The sequence below is a fragment of the Arthrobacter sp. P4_H3 genome (assembly GCF_056400885.1).
Genome location: NZ_JBFUKK010000007.1, coordinates 119587 through 138560, shown reverse-complemented (window position 1 = coordinate 138560; position 18974 = coordinate 119587). Strand labels below are relative to the sequence as shown.

Sequence of the window (18974 nt, the reverse complement as noted above, 5' to 3'; positions counted from 1 at the left end):
TGTCCGGCGCGGAGGGTGCCGCGGCGAGTCCCGCGGAGGAAGCCGTGGAGGCGGCCAGTCAACCGGCGGTCCGCTCCGCGGCAGGGCAGCCCGGCAGGATCGTGCTTGCGGCGACCCCCATCGGCAACGTTGGCGATGCGTCCCCGCGCCTGGTTGAACTCCTCGCCACGGCGGACATTGTCGCCGCCGAGGACACCCGGCGCCTGCACCGCCTGGTGCAGAACCTGGGGGTCACTGTGGGCGGGCGGGTGATCAGCTACCACGAGCACAACGAAGCGGTGAAGACCGCCGAACTCCTGGACCAGGTGCGCGCCGGGAAAACCATCGTGATGGTGACCGACGCCGGAATGCCCGCCGTCTCGGATCCGGGTTTCCGGCTCGTTGAAGGTGCGGTGGCGGCCGGACTGACGGTCACCGCGGTGCCGGGACCGTCCGCGGTCCTGACGGCCCTCGCGCTGTCCGGCCTGCCCACGGACCGGTTCTGTTTTGAAGGGTTCCTTCCCCGCAAGGCGGGGGAACGCGCCTCCCGCCTGTCCGATCTCGACGCCGAGCGGCGGACCATGGTGTTCTTCGAGGCGCCCCACCGGCTTGAACCGATGCTGCGCGCGCTCCGGGAGCGCTTCGGACCGGACCGCCCGGTTGCCGTGTGCCGTGAGCTGACCAAGACGTACGAAGAGGTAATCCGCGGCTCGCTGCGTGAACTTCTCCTGTGGGCAGAGACCAACGAAGTGCGCGGTGAAATAGCCGTCGTGGTGGGCGGCGCGCCGGAGCGGGAACCCGGCAAACCCGAGGACCATGTGGCCGCCGTCAACGGCCTGATTGCGCAGGGAATCCGGCTGAAGGAGGCCGTGGCTGCCGTGGCCGAGGACGCCAAAGTCAGCAAGCGGGAGCTCTACTCCGCGGTCCTGGCCGCCCGCTAGAATCCGGGGCCGGAGCTTGTGCAGCTGCACAGCAAAGCCTGAAGTGCATAGTGCGCGCATGCATAGACGCTCCGGAGCGCGCGGCAGTACCGTGGCTTTAAAGCAGCCGAGAGCTGAACCCATCCCCAACACCAATTGCTGACGAGGGAGTCATCGTGACTGTAACTGCACAGCCCACCGTTACTGCGGAGCGCGAGAGCGAGCTGCTCGCTTCTGTTCCGACCGGACTGCTGATCAACGGCGAGTGGCGCCCGGCGGCGTCCGGTAAGACGTTCGACGTCGAGGACCCCGCCACCGGGAAGGTCCTGCTGAGCATCGCTGACGCGGGCCCGGAGGACGGCAGGGCCGCCCTGGATGCGGCCGCCGCCGCGCAGGATTCCTGGGCGCAGGTCCCGGCCCGTGAACGCGGCGAGATCCTGCGCCGCGCCTTCGAAATGGTCACCGCCCGTGCCGAGGACTTCGCGCTGCTGATGACGATGGAGATGGGCAAGCCGCTGGCCGAGGCCCGCGGCGAGGTCACCTACGGCGCCGAGTTCCTGCGCTGGTTCTCCGAGGAAGCCGTCCGCGCGTTCGGCCGCTACTCGGTCTCCCCGGACGGCAAATCCCGGCTCCTGGTCACCAAGAAACCGGTGGGCCCGTGCCTGCTGATCACCCCGTGGAACTTCCCCCTGGCCATGGCCACCCGGAAGATCGCCCCCGCGGTGGCCGCCGGCTGCACCATGGTCCTCAAGTCCGCGAACCTGACCCCGCTGACCTCGCAGCTGTTCGCCGCCGTGATGCAGGAAGCCGGCCTGCCCGCCGGTGTCCTGAACGTCATCCCGACCTCGACGGCCGGCGCCACCACCGGGCCGTTGATCAAGGACCAGCGGCTGCGGAAGCTCTCCTTCACCGGGTCCACCGAAGTAGGCCGCCGGCTGCTCTCGGACGCCTCCGAGACGGTGCTGCGGACCTCGATGGAGCTCGGCGGGAACGCCCCGTTCGTGGTCTTCGAGGACGCCGACATTGACGCCGCCGTCGCCGGGGCGATGCTGGCGAAGCTGCGGAACATGGGCGAGGCCTGCACCGCGGCGAACCGGTTCATTGTGCACGAGTCCGTCGCGGCCGAGTTCGCGGAGAAGTTCGCCGCGAAGATGGCGGAGATGACCACCGCCCGCGGCACTGAAGCGAACTCCAAGGTCGGTCCGCTGATCGACGCGAAGAGCCGGGACAAGGTCCACGAGCTCGTCACCGATGCCGTGGCCGCCGGGGCCGTGGCCGTGGCCGGCGGCGGGCCGGTGGACGGGCCGGGCTACTTCTACCAGCCCACCATCCTCACCGGCGTCACCGAAGGCACCCGGATCCTGTCCGAGGAAATCTTCGGACCCGTCGCGCCGATCATCACCTTCTCCACCGAGGACGACGCGATCCGGCTGGCGAACAACACCGAATACGGCCTGGTCGCCTACGTGTTCACGAAGGACCTGAACCGCGGCATCCGGATGGGCGAACGCCTCGAGACCGGCATGCTGGGCCTGAACGCCGGCGTCGTGTCCAACGCTGCTGCACCGTTCGGCGGCGTCAAGCAGTCCGGCCTGGGCCGCGAAGGCGGCCTCGAGGGCATCGAGGAATACCTCTACACCCAGTACATCGGCATCGCCGACCCCTACGCCAGCTAGGCAGTTCGCTGGCTAAGCAGTTCTCCGGCGCAGGCTAGCCCTGTCGCAGGCGTCGCAGGCCGTCGCGCACCGTCCGCCAGGACCGCGCGGCGGCCTGCCCCAGTTTGGCGGCGGGACGCGAGATTGCCCGGAAGGGCGCCGAGGCTATGAGGCCCCAGCGATTCATGACCGAGGGCGGCAGCCACTCCGCCCGGAGCCGTTGGGGCAGCCGGGAGTGCCGCCGTAGGGACGCCTGCGTCCGGGCTATCCTGTCGGCAGCCGAAACCGCGGCGGCAGGTTCGCCGGCCAATCCGGCACTTTCGGGAATGCCGGCAGGCCGGCCGTACTGCTGGCGTTCAAAGTCAGCGGTGATCGAGGCAACCGCCCGTGCACCGGCGTCGTCCGCTCCATCAGGCCCGCCCAGTGCACCCGATTCGCGAAGCCTGCCGGAGAAGTGCCGGGGCGTTTCGCTGATGCCGGGAGCCAGGCCGTAGTCCGTGGCGAGGTCCCGCAGTTCAGCCCAGGCCGAGGCGGCCATGCTGCCGCCGGGGGACGGTGGGCCCCTGAGCCGTCGGGAGCGCAGCCCGGCCCGCACCATCCGGGGTGAGGCGGCGAGCAGGGCCAGGAGCAGGATGCCGGCAGCCCCATAGAGCGGCAGCCTCAGCGTGTGTCCGGCTTCACCGGAGGAGTCCAGCCCGGGCAGCGGCACGGGCGTGGCGCCCGGTGTTGCACCCGGGGTTGCGGCGTTGGACGGAATGAGGCCGTCGTTGTTTTCGTTGGTGCTGGCTCCGCCCGGCGTGGAGGCCTGAGACGCGTAGTCCGGCACCACGCCACGCGACGGGGTGGGTTCGAACGCAACCCAGCCGAGGCCCTGGAAGTAGAGTTCGGGCCAGGCATGGGCGTCCCTGGAATCAACTTCGTATTCAGTCAGGGCCCCTTGCCCGGGAACCGAAACCGTGGCACCGGTGGACCTGCCGGGGGCGTAGCCCACGGCGATGCGGCTCGGAATTCCTTCCAGCCTGGCCATGACGGCCATGGCAGAGGCGAAATGGATGCAGTAGCCGCTCTTCTGCGTCAGGAAGTCCGCCAGGACGGAGAGGCCGTTGCCGTCGTAGCCGCCTTGGACGGGGGACTGCAGGGAGTAGGTGAACTCCACGGAGCGCAGGTAGTTCTGGATGGCCATGGCCTTGGCGTACGCAGTCCGGCTTCCCTGCGTCACGGTGTCCGCCGTAGTGCGCACGATGTCCGGCACGTTGTTGGGCGGGCGGATGAACTCCTCCGAGATCCCGCGCACGGGCGCCGATGACCCGGCCAGCAGCTCCGGCGTGAGCCGCGGGGAAGTTGACTGCACCACGTACTGCTGATTGCGCGTGTTGGTGTCCACGCCCTTGATGCTCAACGTGGCCGGATCCCAGCTCCACCGTCCGTCAAGGCCATTGACCGAGTCCGGAGCGTAGGGCACCGGCAGGTACGGGCTGGTGAAACGTCCGGTGTCGATCGCCGTCACCGTGCGGACCTGCTCGTCAGCGAGAACCTCGTAGCCGACGTCCATCCGGCCAACCCCCACCCGGCGGGAAGCGTCACGGTCGTCCGGTGACCAGGAATCGCCGTCGAACCGGTCCACGGTGACCGAGCGGAGGTACTGCGGGCGGCTGGCGTTGGAGGCGTAAGTGATGCGCCCGTCGCCGGACGGACTCCGCAGGCTGTTGCCCAGGCTGATCATCGGGTTCAGCCCGGTGGACGAACCCCACGGATTCAGCCGGGAACCCTGCGGGAAGGTGCCCTGGTCGAAGCCGGGAACGGCGAGGGGGAGGAGGAGGGGGATGACCAGCGCCATGCCGCCGGTGAGTGCCGCCCGGCGGAACTGTCCGGGGTTGCGGGCGGTGTCGGCCGTGGTCCGGTTGTCCGGGGCGAACCACTGGCTGCAGGCCAGGATCATCAGGTACCCTGCGGCGGCAGCGGCGAACCCCCACGGGCCGACGCTCTGCGGCTTGACCATGGCAGGCACCACCAGGACGGCAAGGAGACCCAGCCCGCTGGTTGCCGGCAGGGCCAGCGGCACGGCGAGGGCGTCGACCAGGATGACCACCAGCCCGAGGACCGCGCACGTGACCAGCACGATGCCGGCGTTGGGCGCGACCGGGGAGCTTTCAGCCAGGACGGTCTCGCTTGCCCGCCGCAGGTACCGGCCCAGCTGCGCCATGGTGTCCCCGGAGGGGATGAAGCCGGCAATGCTGTCCCTGCGGAAGAACGTGAACGTCAGGATGAAGACGAGGGAGGCAAAGCCTCCCAGTGCCACCAGGAAGGGCTGGGCGCGCAGCGACCGCAGGACCGCCATGGCCAGGGCCACAACGCAGACGGTGGTCAGCACCGGCACGTACCAGGCCCAGCCCCGGAGTACCCCGTTGAGGGAGAGCGCGGCGCCGGCAACAGATACGGCGACGGCGGCCGCCATCACCCAGGGGTGCGCGCCAACCCGGCGCGACTGTGCGGACGGGGCCGGTGACGGTGCCAGGACTTCAGGGGTACGGCCCGTGTCCGTACCGGAGCGCCGCTGGGGAGCCAGGGTCATCGGCTCACTCCCGTGCCGCGGCGGACATCCGCGGCGGCCGTGGCAGCTGCCGCATCGCGCTGGTCGAAGTAGGACCACGCCGCCGGCACTGATGTGCCGGGGGCAACGGCCACAGCCCGCCAGCCGCCGGACCGCAGCGATTCCAGGGCGGCCTGGCACTCGCCCGGATGGTCTGTGACGACAATCGCGAACGCGTTGGCCCCGAACCCCGCGCCGGCGGACAGGGAGCGTGCCTCTGCGGCCTGCAGATGTCCGAGGATGGCCAGGATGGGGCCCCGCTGCCGGTGGGCGGAGAGCTTGTCGATGAGCCTGTCGTCGAAGGGGTGCAGGCCTGATTCAGGCGCCGGACCATGATGGGCGCCGGTCAGCTGGATGGCGGCCAGGCTCTCCGCAATGGACTGCAGGCCGCCGGACCCGGTGTATTCCTCCGCTTCGGGTTCGGGCGCCGAAGGCGAGTGCAGGAAGGCCGGTTCTCCCGCGGGATCGAGGAACCGCAGGGCATAATTGCGTTCCGCCAGGTGGGCGCTGACGGACATGGCCGCTGTAACGGCCCATTCGAACGTGTCGCTGGTCACCAGGTCGTGGCCGTCCTCGCCGGAGGTGGCGGAAAAGGCGGCCCCGGGTCCGCGCGCAAACGCCGCCCACCGCTGGTCGAGGATGATGGTGGCCTCCGGTGTGGTCACCGACTCCTCCTGCCGCACCATCAGGGCGCCGTGCCTGGCCGTCGCAGCCCAGTGCACCCGGCGCATCGGATCTCCGTGGCGGTATTCGCGGGTCATGACGTCGTCGTCGCTCGGATTCGCACGGATCCGGGTGGCCGTGACGCCGTCGTTGCCGCGCGCGCCGGCGAGCCCGGTCGCAGGGAGCTCGACGGCGGCGGGCGTCACGGTCAGCGTGTCGCCGTCGTCGATCGCGTGGCGGTGCAGCGAGAGCCCGAAGGGGTCCGTGAACTCGGCCGTCACCGGGCCGATGACGAACTGCCCCCGTTTGCCGGAACGGAGGTGGTATTCATAGCGGCTGGTCCCGCCGACGGCGGAGCGGGCCGGGAACCGGAAGGCCGGCGAGTCGCCGAACCGCGGCGGAAGGTGTTCCTCCATGATCACCTGGCCGGTGGCCATTCCGGTCCGCGCAACGGCGAGCCGCACGGTGGTGGTGGAGGACGTTTCCACGCTGGCGGGGTTGAACTCGCGGTACACCTTGAACCTGGGTTTGAGGACGCGGATCCCCGCGAGGGAGACCATCGGCAGGACGATCAGGAGGATGCCGAGCGTGAGCAGGTCCCGGCGGCCCATCACCTGGGCCGCGAGGAGCGAAACCACGCCCGCGGCCAGCAGCCCCCAGCCGCGCGGGCTGAAGAGGTGTGCCGGAAGCCTGTCCGTCAGGGCCATCGTGGCGCCTTCGGCTAACGGGTGTGCCGCAGGTCCGGGCCGCTGCGCTGGCCGGCACCCCGCGACTGCATGGACATATCCTGCGGCACCGGAAGCTTGGCCAGGATGCTGCGGACGACGCTGTGGGGGGTTTCCCCCGTGCTGGCGGCCTTGCGGTCAAGGATGATCCTGTGGGCCAGCACGGATTCGGCAACGCTGACGACGTCGTCGGGGAGGACGAAGTCCCGGCCCTCCAAGGCAGCGGTGGCCTTCGCCGCCCGCAGGAGTTGGAGCATGGACCGCGGGCTGGCGCCAAGGCGGAGCATGGCACTTTCGCGCGTCGCGCGTCCGATGGACACGGTGTATTCCTTGACCGCCTGCGAAACGTAGACCCGCTGGACGGTAGCGATCATGGCCGCCACATCGGCCGAGGTGACGACGGCGGTCACCCGGGTCAGCGGCGACGTCGCCTGGTGCGTCTCCAGCATTTCAATCTCTGAGTCCTTGTCCGGATAGCCCATGGAGATCCGGGCCATGAACCGGTCCCGCTGCGCCTCAGGCAGCGGGTATGTCCCTTCCATCTCGATGGGATTCTGCGTGGCCACCACCATAAAGGGCTCATCCAGCTTGTACGAGTCCCCGTCCACGGTGACCTGGTGTTCCTCCATGCATTCCAAGAGCGCCGACTGGGTTTTTGCCGAGGCGCGGTTGATCTCGTCACCGATGACGATGTTGGCGAACACGGCGCCGGGCCTGAACTCGAACAGCCGCGACGCCTGGTTGTAGATGGAGACGCCGGTGACATCGGACGGCAGGAGGTCCGGAGTGAACTGGATCCTGCTGACCGAACAGTCGATGGTGCGGGCGAGTGTTTTTGCCAGCAGGGTCTTTCCCACGCCGGGAACATCCTCCAGCAGCAGGTGCCCCTGGGCCAGGAGGACCGTGAGGGCAAGCTTCGCGGCCTCCGCCTTGCCATCGATCACGGTGTTGATGGCGGACAGGATGCGCTCGCTGGCGTTGTGGAAGGCTTCGGCTTCCATGGCCGGCGGCTTGAGTCCGTTCAGTTGGTTTCCGACAATTCCCGCACCGCCAGGGAAGCTCTGCCCTTCCGGGAGTGCTTCGTCTACTGTGGTGCGTCTGTGGGAATCCATCGACAGCCTTTCAGCCCTGGGGAAGCCTGGACGGGTTGGCAAAGTAACTGCTGGCGCCCGCCGCCGGGCGTTCGCCCGTATGCCTACCAGACTACTAACACAACTGCCGGACCTGACAGAGAGTTCCGGTATTTCCCGGGCAGGAGCCGGGGGCCCTGGACGACTAGGGTAGAAGGATGAACACCCCGTTGACGCCAGTCCCGTTTCGTGCGCCCGGAAGCGACGGCTCCGGCCGGCACGGCTATCCGCCGGCGCCGGAGCCGCTGCCCGTCCCGGTCATGGACAACCACACGCACCTGGACTTTCCCAACGCCGACGTGGCCGTGGACGTGTCCGCGGCACTGGACGTCGCCGCGTCGGTGGGCGTCCAGGGTGCCGTGCAGGTTGGCTGCGACCTTGAATCCTCCAGGTTCACGGTGCGGGCGGTCGAGCTGGATTCGCGGCTGCTCGGCGCCGTGGCGATCCACCCCAACGACGCTCCGGACTACGCGAAGCGCGGCGAACTGGAGGATGCGCTCGCCGAGATCGAAGAGCTGGCCTCGCATCCCCGGATCCGCGCCATTGGCGAGACGGGCCTTGATTTCTTCCGTACGGAGGGGGAGGGGCTGAAACATCAGCGCTATTCGTTCCGCCGCCACATCGACATCGCCAAGCGGCTGGACCTGACGCTGCAGATCCACGACCGCGACGCCCATGACGACGTCGTCCAGGTCCTGCGCGAAGAGGGCGCCCCGGAACGGGTGGTGTTCCACTGCTTCTCCGGCGACGAGGAACTGGCCCGGACGTGCAACAGCGAAGGTTGGTACATGTCCTTCGCGGGCACTGTGACGTTCAAGAACGCGGCCAACCTGCGTGCTGCGCTGGCAATTGCCGACCCCGCCCGGGTCCTGGTGGAGACGGATGCGCCTTTCCTGACCCCGCATCCGTTCCGCGGCCGCCCCAATGCCAGTTACCTGATCCCTCACACGGTCCGGACCATGGCGGAATTGACAAGCACCGAGCTGTCCGGCCTTTGCGCCCAAATCGCCGAAAATTCCCTGCGGGCATACGGATCCTGGGACTGACCGCGGCCCCGCTCAGGCAACAGTCAGGAATACCAGGTATGCACAAAATCTTGGTTGCTTTATAACGCTTCGGTTACAGTGGATAACTATTAGCCGGGGTCGGGGAAGGCCTTCGGATAATTTGACTCAGTTCCGGGCCTGCGAAAGCGGCGGGCCCATGCAGTGCTGAGTATGGCGGCGCACACGTCTGCTGCAAACATCCGGACCATGTCCGGAGTTGCCCTGAGGGTGTTTGCGTCGGTGGGTGATGTGCGTTTTTCCCCGTGCCCGGATGGTCCTAGAGTTACGGGCAATCGTGGTCAACTTCTTCACTTCGGGCGGCAAATTCAGTTTCGTCAAGGTCGGCGCCCAGCTGGTTGTGCTCTCCGCACTCGTGCTGGGCCTCGTGGCCTTCGTAGGCAACAACAAGACAGTCACCCTGAACGTGGACGGAAAAGTCAGTTCCGTCCAGACCTTCGGCGGGACCGTGGGCGAAGTGGTCAAGAGTGCCAAGGTGGAGCTGCAGGGCGCAGACCGGGTATCCCCGTCGGCGGACGCCCGCGTGGAGAACGGCTCAGTAATCAACGTCAACCTCGCCAAGGCCGTGAAGATCAGCCTCGACGGCGCTGAGAAGACGATCAACACCACCTCGGCCAACGTCGAAGGACTCGTCACCGAACTGGGCGTCGCCAGCGCCTCGGAAGTGTCCGTGCCCAAGGATGCCCAGCTGGCCGTCTCCGGATCCTTCGTGTCCATTTCCACGCCGAAGACCGTCAGTATCCTGGCGGACGGCAAGGCATCCAAGACCACCACCACTGCAGCCACCGTGGCCGATGTCCTCAAGGACGCGGGAGTCACCGTCGGTGCCGGCGACCGGCTCTCCCAGCCCCGCAACGCCCATGTGGTCAATGACATGGCGATCAAGGTTTCCCGGGTTGATTCCTCGAAGACCGCCGCCACCACGGAAGAGGTTCCTTTCGAGACGCTCAGTTCCGAAAGCGCCGACCTGTTCGTGGGCGAGAAGAAGGTCACCCAGGCCGGTGTCCCCGGCAAGGTGGACAAGAACTTCAAACTGGTGCTGGTGGACGGCCGCGAAGCCTCCCGGACCCTGGTCTCCGAGACCGTTTCCGTGCAGCCCGTGACCGAAAAAGTGGCGGTCGGGACCAAGGAAAAGCCCGCGGCCGAAGCCGCCGGTGCGAACACCGGTGCAGCAGCACCCACCATGATGAACGAAGCCATGTGGGACAAGATCGCGCAGTGCGAATCCACCGGTAACTGGTCCATCAACTCCGGCAACGGCTACTACGGCGGACTGCAGTTCGACATCCAGACCTGGATCGGTGCCGGCGGCGGCGCGTACGCACCCAACGCCAGCCTCGCCACCAAGGCCCAGCAGATCGATATCGCCAACCGCGTCTACGCGCAGCGCGGCCTCTCGCCCTGGGGCTGCGGCTGGGCAGCAAGCAGCTAGCAGCCGTCCCCGCAGTCCAGCACTCCGCCGCGGCAGCTGACCACCGCCACGGGGGAATCGAAGGCCGGGTCCGGAATTGAACTGCTCCCCGTAAGTTGGACTGAAAATTCAGTTCCAACGTACGGGGAGCAGTTTCAGGTTAAAGGGCGGTTCGTTGCCTGAGGAGCAGCACGCTCGGGGGCGCGACGGGCCTTCGCCTGGCAGCCGCCGCAGATCCGGTCAGACCAGCCAGCGCCACCAGCGTGACCGCTCCGGTTCCGGCGTCGCTTCCGGCTCCGGCTCCTCGCCCAAGGCCAGCGCGGCCTCGGCGATGTCGTCCGCGGTGAGCGTCATGACGGCCTCACGATCGAGCGCGTCTAGACTTTGTTCCTCGTCGAGCGACAGCCGCAGCGCCTGGCGGTTGAGCGCCTGCTCGAACAGCGTGCGGGCGAACCGTGCGTTGCCGGAGTCCTCGCCCGCGTGGAGCCCGGCGAGGATGCGGCGCAGCATCTGGTCCGCGCCCGGCTCCAGCGTGTACTCGTGCTGGGCCAGCATCTGGTGGAAGATCGTCTGGAGTGCGTCGACGGAGTAGTCGGGGAACGTGATCTCGCGGGCGAACCGGGAGCGCAGCCCGGGGTTCGAGAGCAAGAAGGACTCCATCAGCCGCGGGTACCCGGCCACGATCACGACCAGGCGGTGGCGGTGGTCCTCCATCCGCTTGAGCAGGACCTCGATCGCCTCGGGGCCGAAGTCCGTCCGGCCGTCCTCCGGGGCCAGCGCGTAGGCTTCGTCGATGAACAGGACGCCGTCCAGCGCACGCCGGATCACCCGGTCCGTCTTGATGGCGGTCGCGCCGACGTACTGCCCCACCAGGCCCGAACGGTCGACTTCGACCAGGTGGCCTTTCTGCAGCAGACCGACCGCGCGGTACATCTCGGCCAGGAGCCGCGCCACGGTGGTCTTGCCCGTGCCAGGGTTTCCCAGGAACACCAGATGCTGTGATGTGGCCACCTCCGGCAGGCCGTGCGTCTTACGGCGGGCCTGGACCTGGAGCAGTGCGACGAGGGCCCGCACCTGTTCCTTCACGGTCTCCAGTCCGACCAGCGCGTCGAGCTCGGCCTGCACCTCGGACAGCGGCCGGGCCGGCCCGGGCCTCGCACCGAGGAGATCGCCGACCAGGTCGTCGACGCGCTCCGAACCGTGCAGCCTGAGCTGATCGGTCAGATGGCCGATGGTTTCGCGCAGGTCGTCGAGCGGATTGCGGCTGGCAGCCATGCATCCACTGTAGTACTCGACCGGCACAGCCGCCGCAGGCCCACGGGATAGGATACCTAGGTGACTGAACCGACTCCCGCCGCCTCCGGCACCGCGCCCGCACCACTGCTGGGCGCCTCCGATGTCCGCCGGCTCGCCGAGGAGATCGGAGTCCGCCCCACGAAAACCCTGGGCCAGAACTTCGTCATCGACGGGAACACCATCCGCCGGATCGTGGCCGCAGCGGACATCCACTCCGATGAGACCGTCCTGGAAGTCGGTCCCGGGCTGGGATCACTCACCCTGGGACTACTGGACGCCGCCAAGTCTGTTGTCGCCGTCGAAATTGACCCGGTCCTTGCGGCCAAGCTGCCGGACACCGTGCAGCAGTGGCGGCCGGACGCCGTCAAGGATTTCCACCTGGTCCTGGCGGACGCCATGAGGGTGACAGAACTTCCCGTTGAGCCGACAGCGCTTGTGGCGAACCTCCCGTACAACGTGGCGGTGCCGGTGGTCCTGCACCTCCTGCAGCACTTCCCGAGCCTCCGGCACGGCCTGGTCATGGTCCAGGACGAGGTGGCGGACCGGCTCGCTGCCGGCCCCGGATCCAAAACGTACGGTGTGCCGTCCGTGAAGGCCGCGTGGTACAGCAGCATGCGCAAGGCCGGCGTCATCGGTATGAACGTCTTCTGGCCGGCGCCCAAGATCCACTCAGGGCTTGTGGCTTTCACGCGCCGGGAGCCGCCGGTGACGTCGGCGACCCGCGAACAGGTCTTCGCCGTGATCGACGCCGCTTTCGCCCAGCGCCGGAAGACCCTGCGGGCCGCCCTGGCCGGATGGGCCGGAAGCGCGGCTGTTGCCGAGCGCTGCCTGCTGGCGGCGGGCGTTGATCCCACCGCCCGGGGCGAAGTGATCGATATCGCAGCGTTCGCACGGATCGCCGAAGCCCGCCAGGCCCAGCAGGTTTGAGGCCGGATGCCGCTCCCGCATTGTGCGTCGCTGCCAGCGTGCATGCTTGGAGCCTGACGCTGCCATGCCATAGCTTGGACTCATGAACGCAGTGAGAGGGCGCTTTGCCGCGAGGACGGTCCGGGTCAAGGCTCCCGGCAAAATCAACGTCTCGCTGGATGTGGGCCCGCTGCGTGAGGACGGCTACCATTCCGTTGCCAGTGTCTACCTGGCGGTGTCCCTCTACGAGGAAGTGGCCGCCACCAGCACCGCCGCGGACGGAATCACGGTCAGCATCAGTCCGTCCAGCACGCTGGACCTCGAGGACGTGGACATTCCGCTCGACGAACGGAACCTCGCCTACAAGGCGGCCGCCATCATGGCCGACGTGTCCGAGCACTCCACCGGCGTGCACCTGGAGATCACCAAGCGTGTCCCGGTGGCCGGCGGCATGGGCGGCGGCTCAGCCGATGCGGCTGCCACGCTGCTCGCCTGTGACGCCCTGTGGAACAGCGGGCTGTCCCGCGACGAGCTGGCCCACCTGGCCGCAGAGCTCGGGGCCGACGTCCCGTTTTCGCTCCTCGGCGGCACCGCCGTCGGGCTTGGGGTGGGCGATGACCTGTCACCCGCGCTGGCCAAAGCGCAAATGGACTGGGTACTGGTCACCGCCGACTACGGGCTCTCGACGCCGGACGTCTTCCGTACCCTGGACAGGCTCCGCCTCGCCGAAGGCGTGACCGCCGAGGAGCCCACCGCAGTGGATCCGAAGATCCTGCAGGCACTGCGGAGCGGCGACGCGGACGCCCTGAGCCGGGTCCTGGTCAACGACCTCCAGCGCGCATCCATTGAACTGGCGCCGGGTCTGCGCGATACGCTGGGCCTTGGTGAATCGTGCGGAGCCATCGCAGGACTGATTTCAGGCTCCGGTCCCACGGTCGCCCTGCTCACACACAGCCCCGCTGCAGCGGCCGGGCTCGCCGAAGACCTCGGCCATCACGGCCTGAATGCCCTGGCCGTCCACGGCCCGGTGCACGGGGCACGCATCATCTCCGATACGCTCCTTTAGTAGCTTTTGACCAGTACTTCCTTACAAATTTCCACCGAAGAAAGCAGTTCCCAGTGGCTCACCTGCTCGGCGGCGAGAACCTTACGGTCTCGTATGCAACCCGCACCGTCCTCGACGGCGTTACCCTCGGCCTTGAAGAGGGTGACCGGATCGGCATGGTGGGCCGCAACGGCGACGGCAAGTCCACCCTCATGCGTCTGTTGGCGATGCGCTCCACTCCTGATTCGGGGCGGGTCACCAAGCGCAGCGAGGTCAACATCGGTTACCTGGACCAGAGCGACGTGCTCGACGGCGACCTGACGGTCGGTGCTGCAATCGTCGGCGACCAGGCGGACTACGAATGGGCCCGCAACCCGCAGATCCGCGAAGTCATGGGCGGACTCGTGTCCGACGTCGACTGGCACGCCAATGTGCACGCGCTCTCCGGCGGCCAGAAACGGCGCGTGGCCCTGGCGAAACTGCTGATCGAAGACCATGACGTGATCATGCTCGATGAGCCCACCAACCACCTCGACGTCGAGGGCGTCGCCTGGCTGTCCCGCCACCTGAAGACCCGCTGGCGGGCCAACCAGGGCGCGTTCCTGGTGGTTACCCACGACCGCTGGTTCCTCGATGAAGTCTGCAACAAGACCTGGGAAATCCACGACGGGATCATGGACCCGTTCGAGGGTGGCTACGCGGCCTACGTCCTGGCCCGGGCTGAACGAGACCGCTCGGCTTCGGTGATGGAAGGCAAGCGCCAGCAGCTCGTTAAGAAGGAACTCGCCTGGCTGCGCCGCGGTGCCCCCGCACGCACGGCCAAGCCCAAGTTCCGCATCGAGGCAGCCAACGCTCTGATCGCCGACGTCCCGGAGCCTCGCGATTCGATGGCGCTGAGCAAGATGGCCACGGCACGCCTGGGCAAGGACGTGCTGGACCTTGAGCACGTTTCGCTGGACTTCCTCGGCGGCGACCCCGGGCAGAAGCTCTTCGACAACATCACCCTCCGCCTCGCGCCGGGTGAGCGGCTGGGGCTCGTGGGCGTCAACGGCGCCGGCAAGACCACCCTGCTGAAGCTCCTCAACGGCGAGATCCAGCCCACCTCCGGCAAGGTCAAGCGCGGCAAGACAGTTGTCACCGCCGTCCTCACCCAGGAGGTCAAGGAGCTCGACGACGTCAAGGACCTGCGCGTCATCGAAGTCATCGAGCGCGAAAAGCGGTCCTTCAACGTTGGCGGTAAGGAATTCAGCGCCGGCCAGCTCGTGGAACAGCTTGGCTTCACCAACGAGAAGCAGTGGACCCCGGTCAAGGACCTCTCCGGTGGCGAACGCCGCCGGCTCCAGCTCCTGCGACTCCTCGTGGGCGAGCCGAACGTCCTGATGCTCGACGAGCCCACCAACGACCTCGACACGGACACCCTGGCCGCCGTCGAAGACGTCCTGGACGGCTGGCCGGGCACGCTGGTTGTGGTCAGCCACGACCGCTACCTGCTGGAGCGCGTCACGGACCACCAGATGGCGTTGCTTGGCGACGGCAAGATCCGCGCCCTGCCGCGCGGCGTTGACCAGTACCTCGAACTGCGCGAAGGGGCCCTGGCCGGCTCCACCATCACCGGCGGCGGCAACCCTGTCACCGCCGCCAGCGGCAGTTCAGAACCCGCCGCCGCCGGCCCCTCCGAAGCAGAAAAGCGCGACGCCCGCAAAGCGAAAAACAGGATCGATCGCCAGCTGGGCAAACTCACACAGCAGGAAGACAAGATCCACGCCCAGATGGTCAAGAGCACGGCCGACAACGACTTCGACACCATGGCCGAGCTCAACAAGAAGCTCAAGACCCTGGCCGAAGAACGCGAAGCCCTGGAACTCGAATGGTTGGAAGCGCTCGAAGTCCTCGGCGAGTAAGGGGCTTGAGGAGGGCGGTCAGCGGCGTTTCGCCGTCGCTTTGACACGAACGGAACCTTCTTCAGTAGCGGTGCGGGGGACCTTCGCGTAGGAGCGCATCGCGAGGCATCGTGGCGTGAAGGTCGCCCAGCGACCGCAATGTCACCTATGCGGTGTGTCTAAGCGACGGCGAAGGTCCGCTGCGCTGCGAAGGTGACCACGGCGAAGGGCTAAGGCTCGCTGCGGAGCTCGGGTTCCTTTTGCAGGCCGGTGAGGCCGTTCCAAGCGAGGTTAACCAGGTGGGCGGCCACGGCGCGCTTGTCCGGGGTCCGGCTGTCCTGCCACCACTGCCCGGTCATGGCGACCATCCCCACCAGCATCTGCGCGTACATGGCGCCGTCGGCGGCACTGAAGCCTCGGCGGGCGAATTCGTCCGACAGGATGTGTTCCACCCGTGCAGTGACATGGGAGAGCAGGGTGGAGAAGGCGCCTTCGGGCTGCGACGGCGGGGCGTCGCGCATCAGGATCCGGAAACCGTCCGTGCGGTCCTCGATGTACGTCAGCAGTGCCAGTGCCGCCCGCTCCACCTGGACCCGTGGCTTCGCTTCATCCGTGAGGGCGTCGTTGATGGCTGCCAGCAGGATCCGGAACTCGAATTCCACCACCTGGGTGTAGAGGCCCTCCTTGGACCCGAAGTGCTCGTAGATCACGGGCTTGGACACGCCGGCGGCGGCCGCAATGTCTTCGATGGTGGTGCCGTCCAGGCCGCGGATGGCGAAGAGGCCGCGTCCGATGTCGATCAGCTGTGAGCGGCGCTGCGCCCCGGTCATGCGCGGCCGGGGCACGTACCCGGGAGCCCTGACGGGCCTGCCTGGATGGTTTCCGGCACCGTCGGGTGCACCGTTGATCTTGCTCACCGTCCAATCATGCCTTAACGGGAATGTCTTAGGAGAGAGCACCGAGTCGCAAGAGCGCCGACCTTCGTGGCAGAATTGGTTCTCGTGCCACGGGGCTTCGGGTCCGGGCACGGTCCGCCCTGGTGTAATGGCAGCACCCCGGCCTTTGGAGCCGTGGAGTATAGGTTCGAATCCTATGGGCGGAACTGCCGCTGTTGACCGGGTGCTATTTCCGGAACAGGCTGGCAGGGTGTGAAAGTGCGCGCAACTGAGATCCACCAAGCAAGGAGAGCCTGTACGTGAGCCCCGAGACAACCGGCCCGGCCGCCGTCATCGTCCTAGCTGCAGGTGCGGGTACCCGGATGAAGTCCCGGACCCCCAAGATCCTTCACCAAATCGGCGGCCTGTCGCTGGTTGGCCACGCCCTGCGTGCCGCCCGCACCATCGACCCCCGCCAGCTTGCCCTTGTGGTCCGCCACGAGCGCGACCTGGTGGCCGCGCATGTGTCCGGGCTCGACCCCGCGGCGCTGATCGTCGACCAGGATGAAGTCCCCGGCACGGGCCGCGCCGTGCAGGCGGCGCTCGATGCGCTCGACGCCGGCGGTCCCCTCGACGGCACCGTTGTGGTCACGTACGGCGACGTGCCGTTGCTTTCGGCGGAGCTGCTCGCCGAACTGGTGCTGATCCACGAACACGAACGCAACGCAGTCACCGTCCTGACCGCCGTCCTGGACAATGCCGCCGGCTACGGCCGGATCCTGCGCGCGGCAGACGGCACCGTCACGGGCATCCGGGAGCACAAGGACGCGTCCGACGAGGAACGTGAAATCCGCGAGATCAATTCAGGGATCTACGCTTTTGACGCCGCCGTGCTCCGCGACGCCCTGGTCCAGGTCACCACGGACAACGCGCAGGGCGAGATGTACCTCACCGACGTTCTTGGGCTGGCACGCTCGGCCGGCGGACGGGTTGCCGCGGTTGTCACCAACGACCGCTGGCAGGTCGAGGGCGCCAACGACCGCGTGCAGCTTTCGGCGCTGGGCGCCGAACACAACCGCCGCACCGTCGAAGCCTGGATGCGGGCCGGCGTCACGGTCGTGGACCCCGCCACCACATGGATCGACGCCACGGTGACGCTGGCAGAGGACGTCCGCATCCTGCCCAACACCCAGCTGCACGGCGCCACGACAGTGGCGAGGGACGCCGTCGTCGGCCCTGATACGACGCTGACGGACGTCACCGTCGGCGAAGGCGCCAAAGTGACCCGGACGCACGGCTCCGGTTCCACGATCGGCGCGAACGCCAGCGTCGGGCCCTTTACCTACCTCCGACCCGGCACGGTGCTGGGGGAGACGGGCAAGATCGGCGCCTTCTACGAGACGAAAAACGTCACGATCGGCCGCGGCTCCAAGCTGTCGCACCTCGGATACGCCGGTGACGCCGAGATCGGCGAGGACACCAACATCGGCTGCGGCAACATCACTGCCAATTACGACGGCGAGAACAAACACCGCACCGTGATCGGCTCGGGCGTCCGCACGGGTTCCAACACCGTCTTCGTCGCTCCGGTCCAAGTGGGCGACGGCGCGTACAGCGGCGCCGGCGCAGTGATCCGCCAGGACGTTCCCGCAGGCGCCCTGGCCATCTCGGTGGCCAAGCAGCGGAACGCCGAAGGATGGGTCATCTCGCACCGGCCCGGCTCCATCTCAGCAGTACTGGCCGAAGCCGCGGGGGCAACGGCGCCGGTCAGCGAAACAGCCGCGGCACAGCCGCCCCTGGATTCCTCAAGCACCCCGGCACCTACAGAAGAGGGCAAGCAATCATGACCGAAATTACGGCACGCGGCGAGAAGAAACTGGTTCTCGCCGCTGGGCGGGCACACCCCGAGCTTGCACGGGAGATCGCCAAGGAGCTGGGCACGGAACTGCTGCCGGTGGATGCCTACGATTTTGCCAACGGGGAAATCTACGTGCGTGCCGGGGAGAGCGTCCGCGGCACCGACGCCTTCGTCATCCAGGCACACCCGGCACCGCTGAACAACCACCTCATGGAGCAGCTGATCATGATTGATTCGCTGAAGCGGGCATCCGCCAAGCGCATCACCGTGGTCTCGCCCTTCTACCCTTACTCCCGCCAGGACAAAAAGGGCCGCGGCCGCGAGCCGATTTCCGCCCGCCTGGTGGCCGACCTGTACAAGACTGCCGGCGCCGACCGCATCATGAGCGTTGACCTGCACACCTCGCAGATCCAGGGATTCTTCGACGGCCCGGTGGACCACCTGATGGCCATTCCGCTGCTGGCTGACTACATCCGCACCCGCGTCGCAGCGGACAACATCACCGTTGTCTCACCGGACACCGGCCGCGTCCGTGTGGCCGAACAGTGGGCTGAGCGCCTCGGCGGTGCCCCGCTGGCGTTCGTCCACAAGAGCCGCGACCTCACGGTTCCGAACCAGGCCGTGTCCAAGACCGTCGTGGGCCAGATCGAAGGCCGCACCTGCGTCCTGATCGACGACATGATCGATACCGGCGGAACCATTTCCGGGGCCGTCCAGGTGCTCAAGAACGCCGGCGCCAAGGATGTCATCATCGCAGCGACCCACGCCGTCTTCTCCGATCCGGCGGCCCGCCGGCTGTCCGAATCGGGCGCCCGCGAAGTGGTGGTCACCGACACGCTGCCCATCCCGGCCGACAAGCGCTTCCCGCAGCTGACTGTGCTGTCCATCGCTCCGCTGATTGCACGCGCCATCCGTGAAGTGTTCGACGACGGATCCGTCACCAGCCTTTTCGACGGCAACGCCTGAGGAAGGTCCCA

Annotated in this window: 14 protein-coding genes and 1 tRNA gene; 10 read left to right on the top strand and 5 right to left on the bottom strand. The window is 67.6% G+C overall.

What is annotated here, in order from left to right; translation table 11 throughout:
* Positions 1-44: 44 nt before the first annotated feature.
* Both rsmI and AC1DRE_RS11860 read left to right on the top strand, forming a co-directional pair.
* Positions 45-920 carry a 16S rRNA (cytidine(1402)-2'-O)-methyltransferase gene (rsmI, locus tag AC1DRE_RS11865; protein ID WP_476984916.1) on the top strand — a complete coding sequence of 292 codons (876 nt, stop codon included), beginning with the start codon at positions 45-47 and terminating at the stop codon, positions 918-920.
* Between the two features lie 155 nt (positions 921-1075).
* Positions 1076-2575 carry an NAD-dependent succinate-semialdehyde dehydrogenase gene (locus AC1DRE_RS11860; RefSeq protein ID WP_476984824.1) on the top strand — a complete coding sequence of 500 codons (1500 nt, stop codon included), beginning with the start codon at positions 1076-1078 and terminating at the stop codon, positions 2573-2575.
* Between the two features lie 34 nt (positions 2576-2609).
* Here AC1DRE_RS11860 and AC1DRE_RS11855 read toward each other — a convergent pair whose 3' ends face one another.
* The 3 genes from AC1DRE_RS11855 to AC1DRE_RS11845 are packed head-to-tail and all read right to left on the bottom strand — an operon-like array spanning position 2610 to position 7644.
* The gene (locus AC1DRE_RS11855) at positions 2610-5126 is read right to left on the bottom strand and encodes a transglutaminase TgpA family protein (RefSeq protein WP_476984823.1); all 2517 of its coding nucleotides are present in this window, start codon (positions 5124-5126) and stop codon (positions 2610-2612) included.
* On the bottom strand, positions 5123-6514 hold the full coding sequence (locus tag AC1DRE_RS11850) for a DUF58 domain-containing protein (protein WP_476984822.1): 1392 nt from the start codon (positions 6512-6514) through the stop codon (positions 5123-5125). The genes AC1DRE_RS11855 and AC1DRE_RS11850 overlap by 4 nt, the downstream gene beginning before the upstream one ends.
* A gap of 14 nt (positions 6515-6528) precedes the next feature.
* Entirely contained in the window at positions 6529-7644 is a 1116-nt protein-coding gene (locus tag AC1DRE_RS11845) for an AAA family ATPase (protein WP_476984821.1), read from the bottom strand.
* 176 nt (positions 7645-7820) lie between these two features.
* On the opposite strand from AC1DRE_RS11845, the gene AC1DRE_RS11840 reads away from it, so the two are divergent.
* Positions 7821-8708: a TatD family hydrolase gene (locus AC1DRE_RS11840; protein ID WP_476984820.1), complete on the top strand. Its 888-nt coding sequence runs from the start codon at positions 7821-7823 to the stop codon at positions 8706-8708.
* 271 nt (positions 8709-8979) lie between these two features.
* The gene (locus AC1DRE_RS11835) at positions 8980-10158 is read left to right on the top strand and encodes a ubiquitin-like domain-containing protein (protein ID WP_476984819.1); all 1179 of its coding nucleotides are present in this window, start codon (positions 8980-8982) and stop codon (positions 10156-10158) included.
* Between the two features lie 219 nt (positions 10159-10377).
* Here the strand turns inward: AC1DRE_RS11835 and AC1DRE_RS11830 are convergent, their stop codons facing one another.
* Entirely contained in the window at positions 10378-11412 is a 1035-nt protein-coding gene (locus AC1DRE_RS11830) for an AAA family ATPase (protein ID WP_476984818.1), read from the bottom strand.
* A 60-nt stretch (positions 11413-11472) separates the two neighbouring features.
* Here AC1DRE_RS11830 and rsmA point away from each other — a divergent pair, with 60 nt between their 5' ends.
* The 3 genes from rsmA (at position 11473) to AC1DRE_RS11815 (ending at position 15285) form a co-directional block, all read left to right on the top strand.
* Positions 11473-12360: a 16S rRNA (adenine(1518)-N(6)/adenine(1519)-N(6))-dimethyltransferase RsmA gene (rsmA, locus tag AC1DRE_RS11825; RefSeq protein ID WP_476984817.1), complete on the top strand. Its 888-nt coding sequence runs from the start codon at positions 11473-11475 to the stop codon at positions 12358-12360.
* 82 nt (positions 12361-12442) lie between these two features.
* On the top strand, positions 12443-13405 hold the full coding sequence (locus AC1DRE_RS11820; RefSeq protein WP_476984816.1) for a 4-(cytidine 5'-diphospho)-2-C-methyl-D-erythritol kinase: 963 nt from the start codon (positions 12443-12445) through the stop codon (positions 13403-13405).
* 53 nt (positions 13406-13458) lie between these two features.
* Positions 13459-15285 (top strand): ABC-F family ATP-binding cassette domain-containing protein, encoded by a 1827-nt coding sequence (locus AC1DRE_RS11815; RefSeq protein ID WP_476984815.1) that lies wholly within the window; start codon positions 13459-13461, stop codon positions 15283-15285.
* A gap of 209 nt (positions 15286-15494) precedes the next feature.
* Here the strand turns inward: AC1DRE_RS11815 and AC1DRE_RS11810 are convergent, their stop codons facing one another.
* The gene (locus AC1DRE_RS11810; protein WP_476984915.1) at positions 15495-16094 is read right to left on the bottom strand and encodes a TetR/AcrR family transcriptional regulator; all 600 of its coding nucleotides are present in this window, start codon (positions 16092-16094) and stop codon (positions 15495-15497) included.
* A gap of 200 nt (positions 16095-16294) precedes the next feature.
* Between AC1DRE_RS11810 and AC1DRE_RS11805 the strand changes: the two genes are divergently transcribed.
* From AC1DRE_RS11805 to AC1DRE_RS11795, 3 genes are all read left to right on the top strand, one after another.
* Positions 16295-16366 (top strand) — tRNA-Gln (locus AC1DRE_RS11805).
* A 93-nt stretch (positions 16367-16459) separates the two neighbouring features.
* On the top strand, positions 16460-17986 hold the full coding sequence (gene glmU, locus AC1DRE_RS11800) for a bifunctional UDP-N-acetylglucosamine diphosphorylase/glucosamine-1-phosphate N-acetyltransferase GlmU (RefSeq protein WP_476984814.1): 1527 nt from the start codon (positions 16460-16462) through the stop codon (positions 17984-17986).
* Entirely contained in the window at positions 17983-18963 is a 981-nt protein-coding gene (locus AC1DRE_RS11795) for a ribose-phosphate diphosphokinase (protein ID WP_011691079.1), read from the top strand. Before glmU ends, AC1DRE_RS11795 begins: the two co-directional genes overlap by 4 nt.
* The last annotated feature ends 11 nt before the right edge of the window (positions 18964-18974 follow it).